22 protein-coding genes, 1 tRNA gene and 1 pseudogene are annotated in these 22,481 nt (G+C 36.9%); 6 read left to right on the top strand and 18 right to left on the bottom strand.

The annotated features are described in order from the left end of the window. Positions 1–58 precede the first annotated feature (58 nt). Genes tagD through recX form a run of 3 tightly spaced genes read right to left on the bottom strand, consistent with a single transcriptional unit; the run spans position 59 to position 2,451 of the window. Positions 59–469, bottom strand: coding sequence for a glycerol-3-phosphate cytidylyltransferase (gene tagD, locus JUD45_RS06400; protein ID WP_138726452.1), 411 nt, complete (start codon positions 467–469; stop codon positions 59–61). 37 nt (positions 470–506) lie between these two features. Continuing rightward, the gene (locus JUD45_RS06395; protein WP_138726451.1) at positions 507–1,616 is read right to left on the bottom strand and encodes an AI-2E family transporter; all 1,110 of its coding nucleotides are present in this window, start codon (positions 1,614–1,616) and stop codon (positions 507–509) included. Positions 1,617–1,647: 31 nt separating this feature from the next. Then, on the bottom strand, positions 1,648–2,451 hold the full coding sequence (recX, locus tag JUD45_RS06390; protein WP_190238336.1) for a recombination regulator RecX: 804 nt from the start codon (positions 2,449–2,451) through the stop codon (positions 1,648–1,650). Between the two features lie 79 nt (positions 2,452–2,530). On the opposite strand from recX, the gene JUD45_RS06385 reads away from it, so the two are divergent. Continuing rightward, entirely contained in the window at positions 2,531–2,986 is a 456-nt protein-coding gene (locus JUD45_RS06385) for a flavodoxin (RefSeq protein WP_176589797.1), read from the top strand. A 46-nt stretch (positions 2,987–3,032) separates the two neighbouring features. Here the strand turns inward: JUD45_RS06385 and JUD45_RS06380 are convergent, their stop codons facing one another. Together JUD45_RS06380 and wecB are read right to left on the bottom strand one after the other, a co-directional pair. Then, positions 3,033–3,923 carry a YihY/virulence factor BrkB family protein gene (locus tag JUD45_RS06380; protein WP_138726449.1) on the bottom strand — a complete coding sequence of 297 codons (891 nt, stop codon included), beginning with the start codon at positions 3,921–3,923 and terminating at the stop codon, positions 3,033–3,035. Next, complete coding sequence (wecB, locus tag JUD45_RS06375; protein WP_138726462.1) at positions 3,913–5,040, bottom strand: non-hydrolyzing UDP-N-acetylglucosamine 2-epimerase; 1,128 nt, start codon at positions 5,038–5,040, stop codon at positions 3,913–3,915. The genes JUD45_RS06380 and wecB overlap by 11 nt, the downstream gene beginning before the upstream one ends. Positions 5,041–5,228: 188 nt before the next feature. On the opposite strand from wecB, the gene JUD45_RS06370 reads away from it, so the two are divergent. Then, the gene (locus JUD45_RS06370) at positions 5,229–6,164 is read left to right on the top strand and encodes a glycosyltransferase family 2 protein (RefSeq protein ID WP_138726448.1); all 936 of its coding nucleotides are present in this window, start codon (positions 5,229–5,231) and stop codon (positions 6,162–6,164) included. After that, positions 6,164–6,583, top strand: coding sequence for a GtrA family protein (locus JUD45_RS06365; RefSeq protein ID WP_138726447.1), 420 nt, complete (start codon positions 6,164–6,166; stop codon positions 6,581–6,583). The genes JUD45_RS06370 and JUD45_RS06365 overlap by 1 nt, the downstream gene beginning before the upstream one ends. A gap of 50 nt (positions 6,584–6,633) precedes the next feature. Here the strand turns inward: JUD45_RS06365 and JUD45_RS06360 are convergent, their stop codons facing one another. Then, complete coding sequence (locus JUD45_RS06360) at positions 6,634–7,989, bottom strand: gluconate:H+ symporter (RefSeq protein WP_203619873.1); 1,356 nt, start codon at positions 7,987–7,989, stop codon at positions 6,634–6,636. Between the two features lie 282 nt (positions 7,990–8,271). Here JUD45_RS06360 and rbsU point away from each other — a divergent pair, with 282 nt between their 5' ends. Further along, positions 8,272–9,156, top strand: a complete 885-nt coding sequence (rbsU, locus tag JUD45_RS06355) for a ribose/proton symporter RbsU (protein ID WP_203619872.1) — start codon at positions 8,272–8,274, stop codon at positions 9,154–9,156. 49 nt (positions 9,157–9,205) lie between these two features. On the opposite strand, the gene JUD45_RS06350 is transcribed toward rbsU, so the two are convergent. The 11 genes from JUD45_RS06350 to JUD45_RS06300 all read right to left on the bottom strand — a co-directional run bounded on the left by JUD45_RS06350 (position 9,206) and on the right by JUD45_RS06300 (position 18,328). Then, on the bottom strand, positions 9,206–9,913 hold the full coding sequence (locus JUD45_RS06350; protein WP_138726445.1) for a DNA-binding response regulator: 708 nt from the start codon (positions 9,911–9,913) through the stop codon (positions 9,206–9,208). A 15-nt stretch (positions 9,914–9,928) separates the two neighbouring features. Next, positions 9,929–10,636: a phosphate signaling complex protein PhoU gene (gene phoU, locus JUD45_RS06345; protein ID WP_203619871.1), complete on the bottom strand. Its 708-nt coding sequence runs from the start codon at positions 10,634–10,636 to the stop codon at positions 9,929–9,931. Positions 10,637–10,647: 11 nt separating this feature from the next. Then, positions 10,648–11,403, bottom strand: a complete 756-nt coding sequence (gene pstB / locus JUD45_RS06340; protein WP_034534864.1) for a phosphate ABC transporter ATP-binding protein PstB — start codon at positions 11,401–11,403, stop codon at positions 10,648–10,650. 9 nt (positions 11,404–11,412) lie between these two features. Further along, positions 11,413–12,207, bottom strand: coding sequence for a phosphate ABC transporter ATP-binding protein PstB (gene pstB / locus JUD45_RS06335; RefSeq protein ID WP_034534845.1), 795 nt, complete (start codon positions 12,205–12,207; stop codon positions 11,413–11,415). A 12-nt stretch (positions 12,208–12,219) separates the two neighbouring features. After that, positions 12,220–13,107, bottom strand: coding sequence for a phosphate ABC transporter permease PstA (gene pstA, locus JUD45_RS06330; RefSeq protein WP_203619870.1), 888 nt, complete (start codon positions 13,105–13,107; stop codon positions 12,220–12,222). A gap of 2 nt (positions 13,108–13,109) precedes the next feature. Beyond that, positions 13,110–14,024 carry a phosphate ABC transporter permease subunit PstC gene (gene pstC, locus JUD45_RS06325; protein ID WP_203619869.1) on the bottom strand — a complete coding sequence of 305 codons (915 nt, stop codon included), beginning with the start codon at positions 14,022–14,024 and terminating at the stop codon, positions 13,110–13,112. 14 nt (positions 14,025–14,038) lie between these two features. Further along, positions 14,039–14,896: a phosphate ABC transporter substrate-binding protein PstS family protein gene (locus tag JUD45_RS06320; RefSeq protein WP_276530043.1), complete on the bottom strand. Its 858-nt coding sequence runs from the start codon at positions 14,894–14,896 to the stop codon at positions 14,039–14,041. A 156-nt stretch (positions 14,897–15,052) separates the two neighbouring features. Beyond that, the gene (locus JUD45_RS06315) at positions 15,053–15,922 is read right to left on the bottom strand and encodes a phosphate ABC transporter substrate-binding protein PstS family protein (RefSeq protein WP_373301501.1); all 870 of its coding nucleotides are present in this window, start codon (positions 15,920–15,922) and stop codon (positions 15,053–15,055) included. 137 nt (positions 15,923–16,059) lie between these two features. Further along, positions 16,060–16,132: transfer RNA gene (locus tag JUD45_RS06310), tRNA-Arg, on the bottom strand. A gap of 57 nt (positions 16,133–16,189) precedes the next feature. Then, positions 16,190–17,503, bottom strand: coding sequence for a DEAD/DEAH box helicase (locus tag JUD45_RS06305; RefSeq protein ID WP_203619867.1), 1,314 nt, complete (start codon positions 17,501–17,503; stop codon positions 16,190–16,192). Between the two features lie 75 nt (positions 17,504–17,578). Continuing rightward, on the bottom strand, positions 17,579–18,328 hold the full coding sequence (locus JUD45_RS06300) for a GH25 family lysozyme (protein WP_203619866.1): 750 nt from the start codon (positions 18,326–18,328) through the stop codon (positions 17,579–17,581). Positions 18,329–18,548: 220 nt separating this feature from the next. On the opposite strand from JUD45_RS06300, the gene gntK reads away from it, so the two are divergent. Together gntK and JUD45_RS06290 are read left to right on the top strand one after the other, a co-directional pair. Continuing rightward, positions 18,549–20,099 carry a gluconokinase gene (gntK, locus tag JUD45_RS06295; protein ID WP_203619865.1) on the top strand — a complete coding sequence of 517 codons (1,551 nt, stop codon included), beginning with the start codon at positions 18,549–18,551 and terminating at the stop codon, positions 20,097–20,099. A gap of 87 nt (positions 20,100–20,186) precedes the next feature. Continuing rightward, complete coding sequence (locus tag JUD45_RS06290; protein ID WP_203619864.1) at positions 20,187–21,515, top strand: APC family permease; 1,329 nt, start codon at positions 20,187–20,189, stop codon at positions 21,513–21,515. A 120-nt stretch (positions 21,516–21,635) separates the two neighbouring features. Here JUD45_RS06290 and JUD45_RS06285 read toward each other — a convergent pair. Beyond that, positions 21,636–22,307, bottom strand: a pseudogene (locus tag JUD45_RS06285) (type 1 glutamine amidotransferase). Between the last annotated feature and the right edge of the window lie 174 nt (positions 22,308–22,481).

Here is a 22,481-nt window from a genome sequence, read left to right as displayed (position 1 = left end):
AAACAATCTTCCATATGTGAATTAAAAAACATCCTCGATTAAATCGAGGATGTCTTTTTTATTCCTTCCAATCGTCTTCGTCAGTAAGACCTAAGTCCTTCTTGATTTTAGAAGTTGAAATACCTTCAGTTCTTGGTAGGTAAACGACTTTACAGTAGTCCTTTAGGAAATCAAACTTACCTTCCCAGTCATCTCCCATAACAAAGATGTCAATGTTGTTATCTACAACATCTTTAATCTTTTGGTCCCAGTTATTTTCTGGAATCACGTGATCAACGTAACGAATAGCTTCTAAAACATACTTTCTATCTTCGTATGAAGTGTAAGCCTTCTTACCTTTTTCAGCGTTAAATTCATCGGTAGAAACACAAACTGTTAAGTCGTCTCCTAATTCCTTGGCACGTTTTAATAAACGAACATGACCCTTGTGTAATAGGTCAAATGTTCCATAAGTAATTACTTTTGTCATATTATCTCCTGCTTTGTCTCTCTTTGTTCTTGCTAACTCACTTGTGTGATTGTTCAATCATCCAAATACTGTAAATGTATTGAACGACCACTTTTACAACGGCATATAGTGGAATTGCTAGAATCATTCCCATTAAACCAGCAATGTTTCCGGCAGCCATTAAGATAATTATAATGGTTAGTGGGTGAATATTCAAAGACTTTCCGATTACATTTGGATAAACCAAATTACCGTCTAGTTGTTGAACGATGATTACCACGATTACAACCCATACTAGTTCGCCCACACTGGTAGAAAGTGCAACGAATACAGATGGCATAATTCCAATGTATGGACCAACGTATGGAATGATATTACAGATTCCGGCAAATACCCCTAATAGCAATGCATACTTTTGGCCGATTAGTACATATCCAATGGATGTGAATACTCCAACGAATAAACATTCAATCATTTGACCACCAATGTAGTGAGAAATGGTGTCACTCATCTTGCCTAATAGCTTGATGGTTCTACGACGACTTCTTGGTGGTAACATTTTAGCGATGTTTGGAATCATCTTATGACCATCTTTTAGCATGTAGAACAATACCACTGGGACGGTAATCATTACAATCACAGCTGAAGCGGCGGTTGAAATAATTGATCCGACACTAGAAGTAATCCCACCTAAACTGTGTTGGAAGTAGTTATAGATGTAATTTTGTAGTGAAGAAATGTATTCAGATGAATAGAATTTCTTAAAGATACCCTTTTGACTGTGCACTTCAACATAATGGTTAATATCATTAGCAATTTTTGGTAGGTTGGTAACCAAGTTAGTAACCTGGGTTACTAATCGAGGTAGAAATGATGAAAATAGATATACGATTATTCCAATTAGAAATATGTATACAATCAAAATTGCCCAGTTACGGGAAATTCTTTTGGTTTTACTAATTTTAATTTTCATTAATAGGTTAACCACTGGATTTAACATGTAGAACAATACCCCAGCGATTAGGATTGGCATGAATACTGCTGAGATAAACATCCCAATTGGGCTGAAAATAAACTCAAGTTTTGTACATATCCAGATAATACTTACGACCAATAGCAATTCTACTGTCCAAAGGATTATCGAGGAATTTTTTATTTTATTAAACATATTCGAAACCTCCAGTAATCATTATACCATTTTATTCATCTATATTTTTATCATCTATGAACGAATTAATATCATCCATATCGAATCCCTTACGATAAAGTGCTTGTTTGGTTTTCATGATTCTTTGCATCCCATCATACTTACGGTTACGATGCCAAATTTTTTCACCTTGTTGTCTCAATAAATCCATTTGGTCTTCTTCATCGACTTCAAAGTCCATGTCTTCCATGACGCTCAAAACTACGTCTGAAGGATACCCCTTCTTCATCAACGCCAGTTTGGTCTTATCCAAACGATTTTTGAAGGAATCGCGCTTATGTTTCTTAAAGATTTTATCAGCTTGAATTTGGCAGTTCTCAATCATTTCTTCATGTGAATAGAAGTTATTCAAGGCATTTTCAATCAAATTCTCGTTAATTTGTTTTTCCTTTAGCTTATAAAAGACGTTTGAAGGGCCCTTGTCTTGCTTCTTTACTTCTGTTCGCACGTAACTATCAGCATAGCTTTGATCATTAACTAGTTTTAATTCAACTAGTTTTTGCATCACTGCAGCTATGTGTTGTTCATTTTCACTGTATGTTTGAAGTTTCTTTACAACTTCATTTTCAGTTCTTAATTGATGAGATAAGAAGTTAATCGCCTTACTGTAAAGTTTTGATATGTCATCAGCATTCACTAATTCTCCCTTTAGCTCATCGTCGATTTCCATTCCCTTAAAAATACGATATTTAATCATTACATTTTCACTAATTGGAAAAGCGTATGCCCCATCTACGTATACATTAAAACGCCCTTTTCTCTTTTGGGCTTCAATCATGGTGATTTTAGATGCCATTACTCTCACTCCTTTATTTAACATCCTATTTTACATTTGGTATAATTAGTTATCAGATTGCGAAAGGACGTATATTACTTTGAAAGCACATGTAGTTTTTGCAACCATCACAGGTAACAACGAAGACGTCGCTGATATCGTTACTGAAGGACTTGAAGATTTAGGCGCTGAAGTTACCCAAACCGAAATTTCACAAACAGATGCACAGGATTTTGAAGATGCAGATATCTGTGTCGTTTGTGCATACACCTACAACGAAGGTCATCTTCCAGAAGAAGGATTAGACTTCTTCGACGACCTAGGTGACTTAGATCTTTCAAACAAGGTCTTTGGTGTTGCCGGTTCTGGTGATATCTTCTACGAAGAATTCTTTAATACTTCAGTCGATGACTTCATCAACCAATTCAAGAAGACCAACGCCACTCAAGGTTTTGAAGGTGTTAAAATCAACTTGGAACCAGATGAAGACGACATTGAAAAGCTTGACGAATTTGCCTCAAGTTTAGTTGATACTTACAAAAAAATAAATGGTTAAAAAGAAAATCGTTGATGTTTATCAACGATTTTTTTGTTTTGCAATCTTATCTCTTCTTGTTTGGAATAAATGATTTGATGCTAGGTCTTCTACCCTTAATTTCGACGTTCTTAACGTCTTGCACAGAAGCATTAATGACTGCCCCTAAAATCAATATCATCCCAATGATGTATAACCAAAGCATTAAAATTACAAATGTTCCTAATGCTTTATAGGCATCAACACTACGTGCGAAATAATGAAGATAAATGGAGAATCCTTTGGATAGAACAATCATACCGATTGTCACGATTAATGATCCCATCCAAACATAACGCCACTTTGTGTTAACGTTTGGCACGAAGTAATACATCAATAGTACCAATAGGAATACCCCAATGACGGTCAAAGGATATCTCAACAGGATAAATAGTCCTACATTCATCTTGGATAATCCCATTAGATAAGCTGAGTAGCTAATGATGACCTTTCCAAAACCAAAGAATAATAGGAAAATTCCTAACGAAATTACCAACAATAGCATCCAGATAAACGAAACGATTCGATTCATTAGATTACTTTCGTTTTTAATTCCATACGACGAGTTAACCGCACGTTGAAACGCTGCTAATGCACGACTTGCTGACCAGATGGCTACGATTAAACCAATCGACAACTTATCGGCATTGGCGCCCTTTAAGGCAGAAATAACGATTGGACTAACGGTCTTGAAAACCGTTGATGGTAACAATGGCTCTAGATAGTCTAGAATTTCGTATTGGTTAACGTGCAACAATTCTAGTAAGTTTCCAACGATGATTGTCGCTGGGAATAGTGATAGCAGGGAATAAAAGGCAATCACGACTGCTGAATCGGATACGTTTGATTCTTTATAATGCTTTTTTACGACTAGGAAGAAATGTTTCCATTTTCTAGCGGTGTCTTTATTAAGCTTCATTATGATCACCACTTAGTTTATTAGTAGCAAATACTTCCTTGATTGCATCTAATATTTGCTTAGAAGCAGTTCCATCCCCGTAAGGGTTCTTGGCAGTGGCCATCTTTTTGTATTCTTTTGCGTCGTCTAGAAGTTGGTCAATGCTTGCACTAATCTTTTCAGGATCAGTTCCCACAAGCTTAAGTGTTCCTGCATCGACTCCTTCTGGACGTTCAGTAGCTTCTCGTAGTACCAATACTGGTTTACCTAATGAAGGAGCTTCTTCTTGAACCCCACCTGAGTCAGTCATGATGAAGTGACTGCGTGCTGCCATGTTATGGAAATCGACCACATCCAATGGTTCGATTAAGTGCACTCTGTTCACCCCATCGAAAACGCTGTGAGCAACAGATTGAACTGCTGGGCTCAAGTGAACTGGATATACGACTTCGATATCCTTTCTGTTCAATACTTCGTTTTTGATTGTTTCAAAGGTACGACGCATTGGTTCCCCTTGGTTTTCACGACGGTGCATGGTTAATAGAATAATCTTGTGAGTCTTATCGATATCGTCTAACACGCTGTGGTGATAGTTTCTATCAACGGTTTGTTTTAACGCATCGATTGCGGTGTTCCCCGTAATATAGATACGGTCTTCTTTTAGGTTTTGTTTTAATAGATTTTCTTTACTTAATTCAGTTGGTGCAAAGTACACATCTGAAAGAATGTCGGTCATTTGACGGTTCATTTCTTCAGGATATGGAGAGTACTTGTCCCAGGTTCTAAGTCCCGCTTCAACGTGACCCAGTGGTATTTGGTGATAAAATGCGCTGACCGCAGCGGCAAATGTGGTTGTGGTATCACCATGGACCAAAATGATGTCAGGTTGCGCTTCGTTAATAATACTGTCTAGTTTGTTAATGACAGTGGTTGTAATTGAGCTTAAGGTTTGTTGTGCTTTCATTACGTGTAAATTGTAATCAGCTTCAATATGGAAAATATCCATAACTTGATCTAGCATTTCTTTATGTTGGCCAGTCAAAACTGTGATGGGTTGAAACTCATCTAAATTATTTTTCATTTCTAGAATGATTGGAGCCATCTTAATAGCTTCTGGACGAGTTCCAAAGATGGTCATCACTTTAATCGGTTTTTTCAAGATTATGCCTCCACAAAAAAGTATATTTATTTAATTATAACAAAATAATGCCGCGGTTGCCGACCATAAATACATCTTAATAAAAATTTAGTGCTATCTATGAAAACCTTTTTGAAGTATTATGATAAAATGTAAATAATTATGGATTAATGAAGGAGGTTACGATTATGGAAACTATTGGTTTAATTGTACCCTGTTATAACGAAGAACCTTCCATTAAAATCTTTTATGATGAAGTCGAACGTGTCTTCAGCGAAATGCATGCTAACCACGTTGACTACGATCATGAATACTGGTTTATTAATGATGGTTCCTCTGACAACACTTTAGAAGAAATTAAGAAGCTACGTGAAAACGATGAAAATGTTCATTACGTATCATTCTCACGTAACTTTGGTAAGGAATCTGCAATGTCAGCTGGATTAGAAAACGTTGGTGGTGACTATGTCGCCGTTATGGACGTGGACTTACAAGATCCACCTGCATTACTTCCTCAAATGATTAAGTACATAAAAGAAGACGATTACGACGTCGTTGGCTGTGTGCAAAAGAGTAGAAAACAAAACTTTGTGAGAGCTTTCCTATCTTCAAGTTTTTACAAGGTTATCAACAAAATGTCTGACGTTGAAATTAAACAAAACGTTAGAGATTACCGTCTAATGACTCGTCAATACGTTGATAACGTTTTGAAACTAACTGAATACAACCGTTTCACAAAAGGTATCTTTAGTTGGGTTGGATTCAAAACTAAATACATCAAATACGATGGTGTTGAAAGAGCTGCTGGTGAATCACACTGGTCACTATACCAACTACTTGAATATTCATTGGAAGGAATTATTGATTTTTCTGACGTCCCTCTTAAGGTCGCAACTTGGGTTGGTGGTGTCTCATTCTTCCTATCGTTGATTGGATTAATCTTTGTTATTCTAAGAGCTATTTTATTCGGTGGATCCGTATCTGGATGGCCATCATTGGTATCCATCATTCTATTAATCAATGGTGTTCAACTATTCTGTTTAGGTATTGTTGGTAACTATATTGGAAAAATCTATCTAGAAACTAAGCACCGTCCTAAATATATTGTGAAAGAGAAGAAATAATGAAAAAATTGTGGAATAAATACAAACAAGTAATTGCCTACTTGTTTTGGGGTGTATTAACCACTGTTATTGATATTGCAGTTGCGTTGGTTTTATATCACCTATTGCCAAATATGGATGTATTCTGGAATACATTAATCGCGTGGATAGCAAGTGTATTATTCGCGTTCTTCACCAACCGTAAATGGGTTTTTGAATCTCAGGCAACTAACGCTAAAGAATATATCTCAGAAATGATTTCATTCTTCCTTGGCCGTTTGGCTTCATTAATTTTAGAAGAAATCATTCTGATAGTTGGTGTTAATATCGTCAGTGAAAACAACTTTGATTTACTAAAAATCTTTGGTCAGATCATCGTAATTATATTTAATTACTTCTGGTCAAAATTCGTTGTTTTCGTTAATCACAAAAGCAAATAAAAAAAGCGATGAGATAAATTTATCTCATCGCTTTTTTCGTATCTATATCATTAGTGAATGAATAGACTTAGTAGAAGAACCATCAATAATCCAGTAACGGAAATGATTGTTTCTAAAACAGTCCAAATCTTCAATGTTTGTTTTACGTTTAAGTCAAAGTATTCTTTGAACATCCAAAATCCAGCATCGTTAACGTGTGATGCGGCAAGTGATCCAGCACCAATTGCTAGTGCCATTAATACGGGACTTACACTCATTGAATGCATTAATGGAGTTACTAGTCCAGCAGCAGTCATACCTGCAACAGTAGCTGAACCTAGAGAAACACGTAGGATAACAGCAATTAACCAAGCTAGGATAATTGGTGATAAGTTAGCGTGACCCATTACGTTTTGAACGGCTTTACCAACACCACCATCAATTAATACTTGTTTGAATGCTGATCCACCACCGATAACCATTAGTAGCATTGCAATTGACTTAATGGCTTCAGTAACAGTGTTTGTGATGTCTTCCATCTTCTTACCACGGTGGAAGCCCATTGCCCAAATAGCGAATAGTAAAGTAACAATCATGGCAATAACTGGGTTGCCAAACATAGCAACAACAGCACCAATACCATGTGGATTTTCAACGGCTTTACCGCCATTAAATACCATATCGTATACAGTAGAAATTGCCATTAAGATAACTGGTAGTAATGAAGTAAATGCGGCAATTCCGAAACTAGGTGTTTCGTTTAAATCATATTTTTTCATTTCACCAAAGGCTGGTAGTGATTTCTTAACTACGAAAGTTTCTGGTGCAACTTTTCTAGCAATCTTAGTGTAAAGTGGACCGGCAATGATAACACAAGGAATAGCAACGATAATTCCTAATAGTAGTGTTTGACCGATGTTAGCACCCAACGCAGTAGCAACGGCAGTTGGTGCTGGTTGTGGTGGTAAGAAACCTTGAGTAGCTGATAGTGCAGCTGCCATTGGAATACCTAGGTAAACAAATGGAACTTCTGCTTCAAGAGCTACGGCGAATACAATTGGAGTTAATAGAACTAATCCAACTTCGAAGAATAATGACATACCGATAATAAATGAAGCAACAACAATTGCGAATTGAAGTTTCTTCTTACCGAATAGATCGATTAATGTTCTAGCAATTCTGTATGAACCACCAGCATCAGCAACTAAACGACCAATCATGGCTCCGAATCCGAAGACGATAACTAGTTCCCCCAAAGAACTTCCGATACCGTTTTTAATGGAGACAGCAATATGTGCTGGGTTCATTCCTAAACCTAAAGCAACGATTACTGATGTAACAATTAATGAAATAAATGTATTTAATTTACATTTAATAATTAGGAACAAAAGCAATAATATTCCTAATACTAATACAACAAATGGCATTTTTTGATACCCCTTCTTTTATTAAAAATATTTTATGTTTCACAAATGTAAGCGCTTTACTTTTCTGTAGAATTAATATAACATACTTCTTAGAAAATGAAAACGATTTCATTACATTTTTTAAAACATAGTCCCTAATAAATATGTTATATTACTTTAGGTGTTTTAAAACTTAAGATTTATTTAAGTTTGAATGAAATTCGCTTGTTTTCTAACTATGATAACAACACTTGTGGTAAATTGTTAATTATAGAAATAATATAAGGATAAGGAGGACACGCTTTGAACGCTGTTGCTTTATTAATTGGACTAGGTCCAGTTCTAGGTTGGGGTCTATACCCTACAATTGCTTCATTATTTGGAGGCAAACCTACTAACCAAATTTATGGTTCCACTCTAGGAACACTTATTTTCGCTGCTATTTTTCTTTTAATCTCAGGTAATTCAATTCCGACTGGTATGGATTTTGCACTTGCATTACTTTCAGGTGCTGGTTGGGCTTTCGGACAAATCATGTCATTTAAAGCCTTTGAATTAGTTGGATCTTCTAGAGTAATGCCTATCACCACTGCGTTACAATTAATTGTAACTGCACTATGGGGTGTGTTTGCATTAGGTAACTGGCACTCAGAGTCACACCGTATCATTGGTTTCGTTGCTTTAATCGTAATCATTATTGGTGCTACTATGACTGCTTGGCAAGAACATAAAGATACTAAAAGCTCTGCTGACTTAAAGAAAGCAATTGGTCTTTTAGTTATCGGTGTTATTGGTTACTGGGGTTACTCAGCTGCACCTCAAGCATCAAGTCACTTAGACGGTATGCATGCGTTCTTCCCACAAGCTCTTGGAATGTTCTTAGTTGCTGTTGTATACTGCTTGTTCCACGTTAAGAGCAACAATGTATTCGCTACTAAGTCTTCTTATCTACAAATCATTTCAGGTTTCTTCTTCGGATTTGCAGCTTTAACTTACCTAATCTCTGCAGAACCTAAAATGAATGGTCTAGCTACTGGTTTCGTGCTATCACAAACATCTGTTGTATTAGCAACTCTAACTAGTATCTACTTCCTACACCAAAACAAAACTAAAAAAGAAATGCTTGTTACAATAATTGGTTTAGTTATCATTATTCTAGCAGCTGCAGTTACTGCATTCTTAAACTAATAAAATCTAAAACAAAAATCCCGCTTGGAATTATCCAAGCGGGATTTTTTTATTGTAATACGTATCCGAATCCACGAACCGTTTTAATTTCAACGTCGTTTCCGGGTAAGTCTTTCAGCTTATCTCTAACATGACTAACGTGCATATCAACGATACGAGATGATATAAATGCATCCCCATCGTCTCGATCTTCACGCCAGACACCGTTAAAGATTTGTTCTCGACTCAAAACCTGATCGTGATGTCTGATTAGGTAATAGAAGATGTTAAATTCCTTCGGTGTGAAGTTTAAAACCTCACCCTTATACTTTACCTGGAAATGCTTCAAACTAATCTCAAAGTCCTTAAAATGCTCTTTGCGCTTAGCCTTGTCTGTATCCTCTAACATCTCATCGTAGATTTTGACTCGTTTTAATGTTCTTAAAATAATTCTTTTGGCATCAACGTAATCACTAAAGTAATCGTTAACACCTAATTCAAAACAATCCCTTTCCTTTAAATCATCGTAATGATTATCGAAAGTAATAATAGGGCCTGAGAATGTTTTAGTAACTCGTTCGATTAGATTTTTGACGTGACCAAAATCATCAAATACTGACAAATCAATAATGACAGCAAAGACGTTATCTTTCTTAGCCATGATTTCAATATCCTCATCATCACTAACGCTGTTAACAAAATATTCATCTTGCAATGCCAATTGACTTACGTCAGCGGCTAATCTTAGTTGTTTTGTTACTAGCAACAGACTTTGCATCCCATCTAAACCTCCCTATTTTGGATTGTTTTTTAGTTCCTTGGCAATCAACTCTGGTTCAATCTTACCAGGGTTTAATTCGACAATCTTACCAGTTGAATTATATACAATCCATTCTGATAAGTTAACGATGTGATCTCCAATTCTTTCTAGGTAACGAACTACCATTAAGTAGATAGTTGCTAATTCAATTTTATCACTATTCTTTTCCATTTCAGAAACGATTAGATTTTTAGCTAGCACAAACTTTTTATCGATTAAGATATCTTCTTGTGCTACTAGCTTAGCAGCTTCTTGATCAGCATGAACATAGGCATCTAGTGATGATTCTAGCATTCCTCTTATCTTTAAAGCCATTTGGTCAATTGCTTCGTTGACTTCAGGAATACGACTTTCTGTGTTAATACGAAGTGTTTCTCTGGCAATTGATGATGCGTGATCTCCAATTCTTTCCAAATCAGAACTAGCTTTTAACAAAGTAATGATTGAACGGAAGTTAGAAGCAACTGGTTGTCTTAACGCGATTAAGTTTAGTGCTTCTTTTTCTAGATCAACTTCTTCATCATTAACCTTGCTATCACGATTAACGATTTCGGTAGCTAGTTTTTGGTCGTTTTCTGTGAAAGCCTTAATTGATTGATAAATTTGATCAGAAACATTAATTCCCATCTTCATGTAGGTCTTTTGTAGTACTTTTAGTTTATCGTTAAATGTTTGACTCATAATCAGCTCTCCTATCCGAATTCTCCATTTAAGTAGTCACTAGTTTGTTGCTTGTCAGGATTTAAGAACATCTTGGAAGTCTTGTTGTATTCAATTAAATCCCCATTTAACATGAATGCTGTTTTGTCAGCAATTCTTGATGCTTGTTGCATGTTGTGAGTAACGATGATGATTGTAAAATCTTTCTTTAATTCTAACAGAGTATCCTCAATCTTGGCACTTGAGATTGGGTCTAGTGCACTGGTAGGTTCGTCCATCAAAATAATCTTAGGTTTCACCGCCAACACTCTGGCGATACAAATTCTTTGTTGTTGACCACCTGAGAATGACAATGCGTTCTTGTTTAGGTCATCCTTTACTTCGTCCCAAACGGCAGCTTGCTTTAGACTCTTTTCAACTACTTCGTCTAATACCTTTTTGTCCTTAACACCGGCAATTCTTAGGCCGTATGCCACGTTGTCGTAGACAGAGAAAGGAAATGGATTTGGTTGTTGGAATACCATTCCGATTTCTTTTCTTAATTCGGTCATGTCAGTAGTTGGTGCATAGATGTCTTGATCACCAATTTTAAAACTACCAGTAACTGTTGTGTTGTTTCTTAAGTCATTCATACGGTTTAAACATCTTAAAAATGTTGACTTACCACAACCGGATGGTCCGATTAAAGCAGTGATTTCGTTTTGTTCAAACTCGATATCAAAGCCATGTAGTGCTTCTTTTTCACCGTAGTACAAATGAACGTTTTCTGTTTTTAAAATAGAAGTCATGTAATTCACCTACCCGAAGTTTCCTGAAATGTAGTCTTCTGTTGCTTGCATCTTTGGTCTGGTAAAGATGTGAGAAGTCTTGTTGAACTCAATTAAGTGGCCTTGGTGGAAGAATGCAGTGTAATCACTCATTCTAGAAGCCTGTTGCATGTTATGAGTAACAATGATGATTGTGTATTTTTCCTTCAAACGGTTTAGTGTATCTTCAATCTTTGAAGTTGAGATTGGATCTAGCGCAGATGCTGGTTCATCAAGTAGTAATACGTCTGGTTTCATGGCAATCGCACGTGCGATACATAAACGTTGCGCTTGTCCACCTGATAGTGATAGTGCGCTTTCGTCTAGTTTATCCTTTACTTCATCCCATAAAGCCGCTTCTTTTAGACTGGTTTCAACACGTTGTTCTAATTCCTTTTTGTCCTTGATACCGTGTTTCTTAAGTGCAAAAGTGATGTTTTCACGAATGGACTTAGCAAATGGGTTGGGACGTTGGAACACCATTCCAATGTGTTTTCTTAATTCGTAAACGTTAATCTTATCGTCATTGATGTTAACGTCTCGATACATAATGTCACCGTCGACAGTCGCTACGTTATCATTCATTCTGTTGATAGAACGTAAGAAAGTTGACTTACCTGATCCAGAGGCACCAATCATGGCAGTTACTTTAAAACGAGGAAATGATAATGATACGTCAAAAATTGATTGATGTTCACCATAAGAAACGTTTACATGGTGAGCTTCAATTGCGTTTTCGACTGCGAAGTCACGTACATATTGTTGATTTAAATTGTAGTTTTTCATGTTAAACCTTCCTTACTTACTAGAAGTCATTTTCTTGTACAAACGGTTTCCAATCCAGTGCGCGAAAATGTTGAATAGTAGAATTACGATAATTAATACGGCTGATGATCCACTTGAGATGGCGTTAGCATCAGGAGTGATTCCTTCTGAGTTAACCTTCCAAATGTGAACAGCTAGTGTTTCTGCCGGACGTAGTGGGTTTAAGAAACTAGTGTCTGAGAAGATGTTCCAGTTACTGTAATCAACGAATGGAGCACTTTGACCGGCTGTGTAAATCAATGCGGCAGCTTCACCGAATACTCTACCGGCACTTAGGATAATCCCTGTGATGATTCCAGGAACTGCGGCTGGTAGGATGATTCCAGTGATTGTCTTCCATTGTGATAAGCCAAGTGATAGTCCAGCTTCTCTTTGTAGTGATGAAACTGATTCTAGTGATGTTTCAATGTTTCTGGTTAATAGAGGTAAGTTGAAGAATGTAAGTGCAATCGCACCTGATAGGATTGAGAATCCCATTCTCATTTGAACAACGAATAATAGGTAACAGAATAATCCCACAACTACTGATGGAAGTGAACTTAATACTTCGATGGTAGTCTTAATGATTTCTGTAAACCAGTTCTTAGGAGCGTATTCAGCTAGGTAAATTCCGGCTCCCAAAGCAATTGGAAATGAAATGATTAATGTAAGCACTAATAGGTAGATTGAGTTGAATAATTGATCTCTAATTCCCCCACCAGCTAAGAATGATTGAGCTGGGCTGGTTAAGAAATGCCATGAAATGTGAGGCACACCGATTACCAAGATATATCCGATTAAGGCTGCTAGAATTGCAACGACTAGGATTACTAGACCGTAAATCACACCAGTTGCAATTTTATTAACTAATTTTGGATTCATTATTAGAACTTACCTCTCTTTCCAATTAACTTAACCAAGATGTTAAAGAATAATGACATTAGAAGTAGAACTAATGCTAGTGACCATAGGGCGTTGTTTCCTAAGGTACCCATAACAGTGTTCCCAATTCCGGTAGTTAATTGACTGGTTAATGTTGATGATGGTGTAATCAAGTTCTTAGGCATCAAGATAGCGTTACCGATTACCATTTGGACTGCTAATGCTTCACCGAATGCTCTGGCCATTCCAAAGATGATGGCTGTTAGAATTCCAGGTGTTGCTGATCTTAGAATAACTTTGTAAATTGTTTGCCAACGAGTAGCACCTAAAGCAAGTGAAGCTTCAGATAAATGCTTTGGTACGGCGTTTAGACTATCAACCGTTAGTGATGTGATGGTTGGAAGAACCATGACGAACAATACTAATGTAGCTGATAAAATTCCAAACCCAGTTCCACCAAATAATGTTCTAACGATTGGCACGATGATAGTTAAACCGATAAAACCGTAAACAACTGAAGGAATCCCAACTAGTAATTCGATAACAGTTTGTAGAAAACCACGACTCTTTTTAGGTCCAATCACTGTCATGTAAATACCAGCGGCAATCGCAAATGGTGTTGCCAGTAAGGCAGATAAGAAAGTAACACTGAATGATGTCACGATCATTGGTAGTGCCCCTACTTCTGGTTTACCATCTTTACCGATAGTTGAAGGTGACCAATCTTGTTTGCTGATAAAGTCCCACAAGTTAACGTGGTTATCAGTAAATGTAGAAATCCCTTTTGAGATGATGAAGTATAAAATCAAAGCCACCAATATTACAATTGCTGAAATACTGATAAAACTTAAAGTACGACCAAATTTTTCTTGGCGTGTTTCCTTGGATGGCATTAATATTTTCTTATTAATTTCCATGAGTCTTCCTCCAATTAGTTGATTACTTTGTTGTTAGCATCCTTTTTCACTTTCATATCACTGATACTAATGTAACCTAATTTCTTTACTAAACCTTTTTGGACTTCTTCTGAATTCATGTATGCCAAGAACTTCTTAGTGTTCTCACTGACCTTCTTAGCTGTGTACATGTGTTCATATGACCAGATCTTCCAAGCGTCAGTTTCAACGTTCTTATCAATCGGTTTCACATTATCAATTGATAGTGATTGAATGGTTTTGTCGACAAACGAGAATGAAAGGTAACTGATTGCTCCAGGAGTGGTAGCAATGATTCTTCTAACAGTTCCATTTGAATCTTGTTCTTGTGCTTTAACGGTGCTGTGGCCATCCATTACATTTGCTTCGAATGTATTTCTGGTACCACTACCCTTTACACGGTTGATAACTTCGATTGGAATGTTCTTTCCACCAACTTGTTTCCAGTTAGTAATCTTGCCTTCGAAAATCTTTTGTAAATTCTTCATGCTAATGTTTTTAATTCCCACACCCTTGTTAACAACTGGTGTGATTCCGACTACCGCCACTTGATGATCGACGATGTCTTTGGCTTTAATTCCCTTTTGGTTTTCAGCAAACACGTCTGAGTTCCCAATTGTAACGGCCTTGGCTTGTAATTGACTCAAACCAGTACCGGAACCACCACCTTGAACCGTGATTGATAGGTTCTTGTGGTCCTTTTGGTAATCGTTTGCTGCTTCTTCTACTAATGGTTGTAAAGCAGTTGATCCAACCGCTGTAATTTTATCGTTTGACGCAGAGCTTACTCCGCACGCTGTTAATACTGTTCCAGCGAATAAGACTGTCGATGTCATTATCGCTAGCTTCTTAATTTTTATCATAATACAATCATCCTTTTTTAATTTACGATATTAAGTATAACGATTTAATGTAAATCTAATTTAGATTTTTTGTAAATTTTATGTAAATTTTAGAATTTAAGACAAAAAAAGAGACCAGTTTGATTAAACTGATCTCTTTTGATTGATTTATTTTACGATTTTGTTGTTACTGTCTTTAGTTACTTTCATGTTTGAAATGCTGATGTAACCTAACTTCTTAACTAGGCTCTTTTGAACTTTACCGGATTCAACATACTTGATGAACTTAGAAGCGTTCTTGTCAGCCTTCTTTGGTGTGTACATGTGTTCATATGACCAAATCTTCCAAGCGTTGGTTTCAACATTCTTGTCAGTTGGGGCAACATTATCAATTGATAGTGGTTGCAAACTACTGTCAATGAATGAAAATGCTAGGTAACTGATTGCTCCTGGTGTGGTTGAAACAATCTTCTTAACTGCACCGTTAGAGTCTTGTTCTTGAGTTTGGATAGCTGAGGCACCCTTTAAAACGTTACTTTCAAAGGTAGCTCTAGTTCCACTTCCCTTTACACGGTTAATAACATCAATTTTTTGGTTCTTACCACCAAGTTCTTTCCAGTTGGTAATCTTACCTTCGAAAATCTTCTTTAGGTTTTCAAGTGAGATGTTCTTAACACCCACTCCCTTGTTAATAACTGGTGCCATACCAACTACAGCAACCTTGTTATCTGTTAAGTTGTTAGCGTCAATTCCACTTTGGTTTTCGGCAAACACATCTGAGTTACCGATTGAAACACTCTTGGATTGAACTTGGCTTAATCCTGTTCCAGATCCGCCACCTTGAACAGAAATGTTAACACCTGAATTATCCTTTTGGTAATCCTTTGCAGCTTGTTCAACTAATGGTTGTAAGGCAGTTGAACCGACAACTGACACATCCCCGCTAGCTTGTGAACCGCTTGTGCTACCACAGGCAGCCAATAGTGAACCTGAAACTAAAACAACTGAAGCAATTGATAGAATCTTATTCATTTTAATCATATCAATATCTCCTAACCAATATTTTATGTTACAAGCTTAGTATATCGACGTTTTGTAAATTTAAAATTATTTTAATGTAAAAGTTATGTAAATATAAAAAAAGCACTCACATAATAAATGTGAGTGCTTTTTTATGACCCCACTCGGAATCGAACCGAGATCAGCCGCTTAGGAGGCGGTCGCCCTATCCAGTTGTGCTATGGAGCCATAAAACGACAATTAATATTGTCGCATTTTAGTAAATTATTGTAAAGCTCTTTAACCCTACTTATTGTTGTTTTTACGCCATTTGTTACGCATTCCTTTGTTCTTGGTATGCTTGTTTTTCTTGACGCGTTTTTTAGGTGCTGGGTTAGAAACCACTTGTTTTTTAACCTTCTTAACACGAGGTTTACTTGTTTCTTCCTTAGAAGACTTATCCTTCTTATTAGGCTTTTCAACAACCGCTACTACCTTTTCAGCAGTCTTTGGAACAGACTTTACAATCTTATTCTTATAGAAGTAACATGGTTGGAAGTCAAAATCATAATTAGATAATAGGTTCTTCAAGTCTCTTAAATCATGGTCATCACCGAAGTTGATTACCATTCCATCTTCACCCATTCGACCGGTTCTACCAACACGGTGAACGTAATCAATGGCTTCATCAGGTAAATCGTAGTTAACAACTGCTGGTAGTTTGGCGATATCCAAACCACGAGCAGCAACATCTGTGGTCAATAATAATTTGATACGACCTAGTCTGAAATCATCCATTGCCTTTTGACGTTTGGTTTGATTTTGATCAGATGTTAGTTTAGCAACACCTTGATAGTGATTGTGAACGAAGAAACTGTAAGTCTTGTTCAAGTCAACAGTTTGGTTAAAGAATACCAATGCCTTAAAACCAGCAACGTGTTGTAAACGTGCCAACATCTTATTTCTATTCTTACGTAAAACATTCATCATACCGTGTTCAACGTGACCTTGTGTCTTGTCTTCAGCTCTAACATCAACCTTTGTGATTTCACGATTACCAAACCAACCAGATAGTTGATCTAAAATTGGTGTCGCTGTGGCTGAGAAGAATTCCAATTGAACATCTGACATCATTGATGAAACAATGTCTCTAACCGTGGTTAAAGTTTCACCTTGTAATAGGTCATCAGCTTCATCAATTATAATAGTAGAAAAAAGATGTGTTTTTAGTTTTTTATCATCGATTAGGTTCTTAATTCTACCGGCTGTCCCGACGATAATTTCAGGATGTTTCTTTAAACGTTCCATTTGACGTTTGATGTTGGCACCACCGGTTAAAGCTAGCACTTTCAATCCACGCAAATTAGCCCAGTTTCTAGCTACCTTTGCGGTTTGAATTGCTAGTTCTTGAGATGGTTCGATAATCAATAATTGTGAACCACCTTCAGGTTCTAGAATTTCGATACTTGGAATTAAAAATGCAACTGTTTTTCCAGATCCGGTTGGTGATAGTCCTAAGACACTATCGTGGTTCTTAATAATTGGATAGACACGCTCTTGAATCAGCGTCTGTTTGTCATATCCAAGCTTGTTAAAATACTTTTGAAATTGTTCTAACATTCTGGGTTCCCCTACTTAAATTCGAATTAATATACATACTATTTTAGCAAATATCTTCATTAATATCGATGCTTATTAACGGTCTTGATTCTTCAATAGATATTGTTGCCATCCCTGTTTGTTGCCGTTAAAGGCAATTTGGTTAACATAGACGTTTGACCCATCAATATTAATCTTTCTGTTGTTTCTTACTTCGATAAAATTGGCGCGTTTGTTATTCACGTTTCCACTGAAAAACTGCACGTCGTGAGCAATCTTTTTATCCAAACGATTGAAGACACTCGTGCTACTTCTTACAACTACGTTGGTGTCATAGTATTTATGAACCATGTAAATGAATTCAGAAAGTCGGTGAACCTGATCATCTGATAAAGGCGAAGTCACCTCTACTAATGGTGGTAATGTTCCGTAGTCATCGCCAACTTCTCGTGTAAAGTTCTTCAATTGATCCTTAATCGCGGTTTGCGTACTAAAAACATGGTAAGAACCAACCTGCAAACCAGACCCCTGGCTGCGCTGGAAATTATCACTAAAGTCATCATCTGTGTATGTAGCACCTTGACTGGCACGAATGTAGACAAACTTTTGGCCGGTATTAGCTAGGGTTACGAAATCAATATAACCGTTTGATTGACTAATCATGATTCCCTTAACTTGATACTTATTAATCATATTATTTTCATAACTTTGGTATGCAACATATCCAAAGATTGAACCTAGTAAAACAATTAAAATTGCAATTAACCATGCATATTTTTTAAAAAACTGGCCGTAGTTTTTAGTAGGCTTTGTTTTTTGATGATACAAAGACATTCTGGTATCCATTCACTCACCTCTTTTATACAATTAACCTTATTATAATCATAATGACTGCAAATTACTATAAAACACGTTAAAACACTTGAATCGGCCTTTTGTTTTCAATATAATGAAAGCGGTAACTAAATAAATTAGTGATGACTTTTTATGCGGATTTTATTATAATAGTTAACATTATTAAAAAATAAATTAAGTCTCTCTTTTTAGATTGAAAGGAAGTTATGTTATGAACTACATCATTGGTGTTGATATTGGAACAACCAGTGTAAAAACTGTTTTGTACGATACCGATGGAGAAGTTAAGGGATACTCAAACGATGGTTATCCTTTATACCAAGATACTCCAGATATGGCCGAAGAAGATCCAGAAGAAATCTTCTCTGCCATGCTTGCAGGTCTAACTGAAGTTTTACGTAAGGCTGACCTTAAACATGGTACATTGAAGGGTATCTCATTCTCATGTGCTATGCACAGTTTGATTTTACTTGATGAAAACCACAAACCATTAACTCGTGCTATTACATGGGCTGATAACCGTGCCGTTAACTACGCTGACCAACTAAAGGAAAGCGGTAAGGCTAAGGAATTATACGAAAAGACTGGTACTCCAGTTCACCCTATGACTCCTCTAACCAAGTTAATGTGGTTGAAGAATGAAAGAAAAGATGTATACGACAAGGCTGCCTACTTCGTAGGTATCAAGGAATACATCCTATACAAACTATTTGGTGAATTAAAAGAAGATTACTCAATTGCCAATGCTACTGGTATGTTCAACATCTTCAAGATGGATTGGGACGAAGAAGCACTTGAATTAACTGGTGTATCACGTGACCAACTTCCTGAATTAGTTGACACTACATACCAATTCAAGGGACTAAACAAAGCTTACGCTAACGTAATTGGTATCGATGAAGATACTCCATTCGTTATCGGTTCTTCAGATGGTCCATTAGCTAACCTTGGTGTTAACGCTATTAAGCCAGGTGTTCTAGCTGTTACAATTGGTACTTCTGGTGCCGTTCGTGTCGTTACTGACAAACCTGTTATTGATCCTAAGGGTCGTGTTTTCTGTTACTACTTATCAAAAGACAAATGGGTTGTCGGGGGACCTGTTAACAACGGTGGTATCGTCTTCCGTTGGGTAAGAGATCAACTATGTGCGCCTGAAAAGGTTACTGCCGAACAAATGCACATGGATTCATACGACTTATTAACTGAAATCGCCGCAAATATTCCAGCAGGTTCTGATGGATTACTATTCCACCCATTCTTAGGTGGGGAACGTGCTCCTATCTGGGACGCTAACGCTCGTGGTTCATTCTTTGGCCTAACTCGTATCCACACTCGTGCTCATATGATTAGAGCTGCTCTAGAAGGAATCGTATTTAACCTATACACTGTTAGTCTTGCCCTAGAAGAAGTTATTGGTAAGCCAACAAGTATCCAAGCTACTGGTGGTTTTGCTCGTTCAGAACTATGGCGTCAAATGTTAGCTGACATCTTCGAACAAGATGTTACTATTCCAGAAAGTTTTGAAGGTACTGCTTTAGGTGCTGCCACATTAGGTATGTACTCATTAGGTATTATCGATAACCTAGAAAAGGTTAAGGACTTCGTTGGAGTAACTAACGCCCACAAGCCAAATCCTGACAACTACAAAGTTTACCGTGAATTAGCTCCTATCTACATTCGTTTGAGTCGTCAACTTCAAACTGAATACAAGAACATTGCTGAATTCCAACGTAAACACGATGTTGAAAGTGAAGACAAATAATAACTAATATTATTTACGAAAAAGGTTGGGTGTCTATTTAGACCCCTTCCTTTTTTATATTAAAAATTATCTAGGAGGATTTTCGTCATGCAAGAAAACGAATTAAAGCGTGGAATTGGCATGATGGCTGCCCTTTCAACAGTTATGGGAACTGTTATCGGTGCCGGTGTGTTCTTTAAGACTGCCAGCGTTGTTAACAGTACTCATTCATTTACCCTAACTGTATTAGCATGGATTGTTGGTGGATTACTAACCATCTGTGCCGGTTTGACTGTATCTGAATTAGCAGCTGCCATTCCTAAGACCGGTGGTGCCATCAAGTATCTTGATTATACTTATGGTCCGCTAACTGGTTTCTCAATGGGTTGGGCCCAAATCTTGGTCTACTACCCTGCCAACATTGCCGCTGAAGCAATCATTTTCTCAACACAATTAATTAATCTATTCCATTTAAACCCAAACATCTTAAACCCAATGGCAATCATTGTTGCATTGAGTGTGTTATTCATTAACTTATTGGGATCAAAGATTAGCGGAAACGTTCAAACAATCGCCCTTATTTGTAAGCTAATTCCAATTATTCTAATTGCTATTTTTGGTCTATTTATTCCTGGTGCTGTTCACGTTTCATTCTTACCAATTAGTCCAAGTGATCACGCCAATGTCTGGACTGCTTTTGGTTCAGGTTTACTAGCAACTATGTTTGCTTATGATGGTTGGATTGGTGTTTGTGATGTTGCCGGTGAAATTAAGAACCCTAAGAAGAACTTACCAAAGGCCATCATTATCGGTCTAAGTTTGATTATGGTTATCTACACATTGGTAAACGTTGCCTTCCTAAAGACATTGCCAATTGATCACATCGCTGGTAACCAAAACACCGCATCAGAAACTGCTATCAAGTTATTCGGTGAATTCGGTGGTAAGTTAGTTACTATCGGTATTTTAGTTTCTGTTTACGGTTCATTGAACGGTTACACCCTATCAGGTATGAGAATTCCTTATGCCATGGGTAGAAGTAAGTCACTTCCATTTAGTGATTGGTTCGCTAAACTTTCAAAGAAGACTCGCGTACCTTACACTTCAGGAATCTTCCAATTTGTAATCGCAATTCTAATGATTTTTGCTGGTAGTTTTGACCTATTAACTGACATGTTAGTGTTCGTTATGTGGATCTTTAACTGTCTACTATTCGTTGCCGTATTCAAGCTTCGTCGTAAGGAACCTGAAATGATTCGTCCATACAAGGTGCCTTGGTACCCAATCGTACCAATCATCGCCTTAGTTGGTGGTATCTTCATCCTTGCTGAAACATTGATTACTCAAACTGGTTTGGCATTAATCGGATTACTATTAACATTAATCGGTATTCCTGTTTACTACCTACAACAAAGACATTTGAAAAACAGTAAATAATAAAAAAGCATTCGATTAAGTTCGAATGCTTTTTTTTAGTGCTATATTGTCTGTCAAAGCGATTTCAATAGACAATTAGTCTATTTATATTAATGATTAATAAAGTGTCTAATATGGCGATTATTTACCTTGAGCGATGTAATCTAAGATTGCATACATCACTTGTTTGTTTTCTTCTGGAACTGGTCTTGCTAAGATATCTTCATTGGTTTGATTCAAAACTGATCCTTCGACGTACTTGTTGTCGTTGATAACAATTTCTCTAACTTAGTCAGTACCTAATTCAAAGTGGAATTGTAAACCAACAATTCTGTCACCGATGATGAATCCTTGGTTTTCTACCAAATCACTTGAGAATAATAATTCCCCGTTCTTAGGAATTTCAAACATTTCACCGTGCCAGTGCATTGCGGTTAGCTTATTGTAAATGCCAGGAATGCGTTCGGATTTTAAATATACAGGTGCCCAACCAACTTCCTTGGCTGTTGAGGTGGTAATCTTAGCACCAAATGTCTTGGCAATTTGTTGCGCACCAAAACAGGCACCGTAGATTGGAACATCTCTTTCAGCGAGTTCTCTAATGATGTCACGTTCAAACTCAATCCAATCAATATCATCGTTAACACTCATTGGGCCACCCATGATAACTAACATATCTGTTTCATCTACCTTTGGTAGAATCCCAAATTGGTAAGGATGGTAAATGTAGACATCATGTCCCCTGTCATGTGCCCAATCCAAAATCGAACCTGGTCGTTCGTTTGGAGTATGTTGAATAATATTAATTCGCATAATTTTTCGCCTACTTTTATATTTAATTTTTTATGTTTTTAATAGAGAGTAATATATACCTAAAATATTGGAAGTGCAAAAAAAGACACCTGGAGGGTGATGTGCACCCCAAAAGTTGTACATTATTATATTGTTTTTCCTAGGCGGAAAGTTTCCGGTATTGAACCGGTGACT

The organism is Apilactobacillus nanyangensis (assembly GCF_016861915.1).
Taxonomy (GTDB): domain Bacteria; phylum Bacillota; class Bacilli; order Lactobacillales; family Lactobacillaceae; genus Apilactobacillus; species Apilactobacillus nanyangensis.
This window is presented reverse-complemented; position numbering and strand designations above follow the sequence as displayed.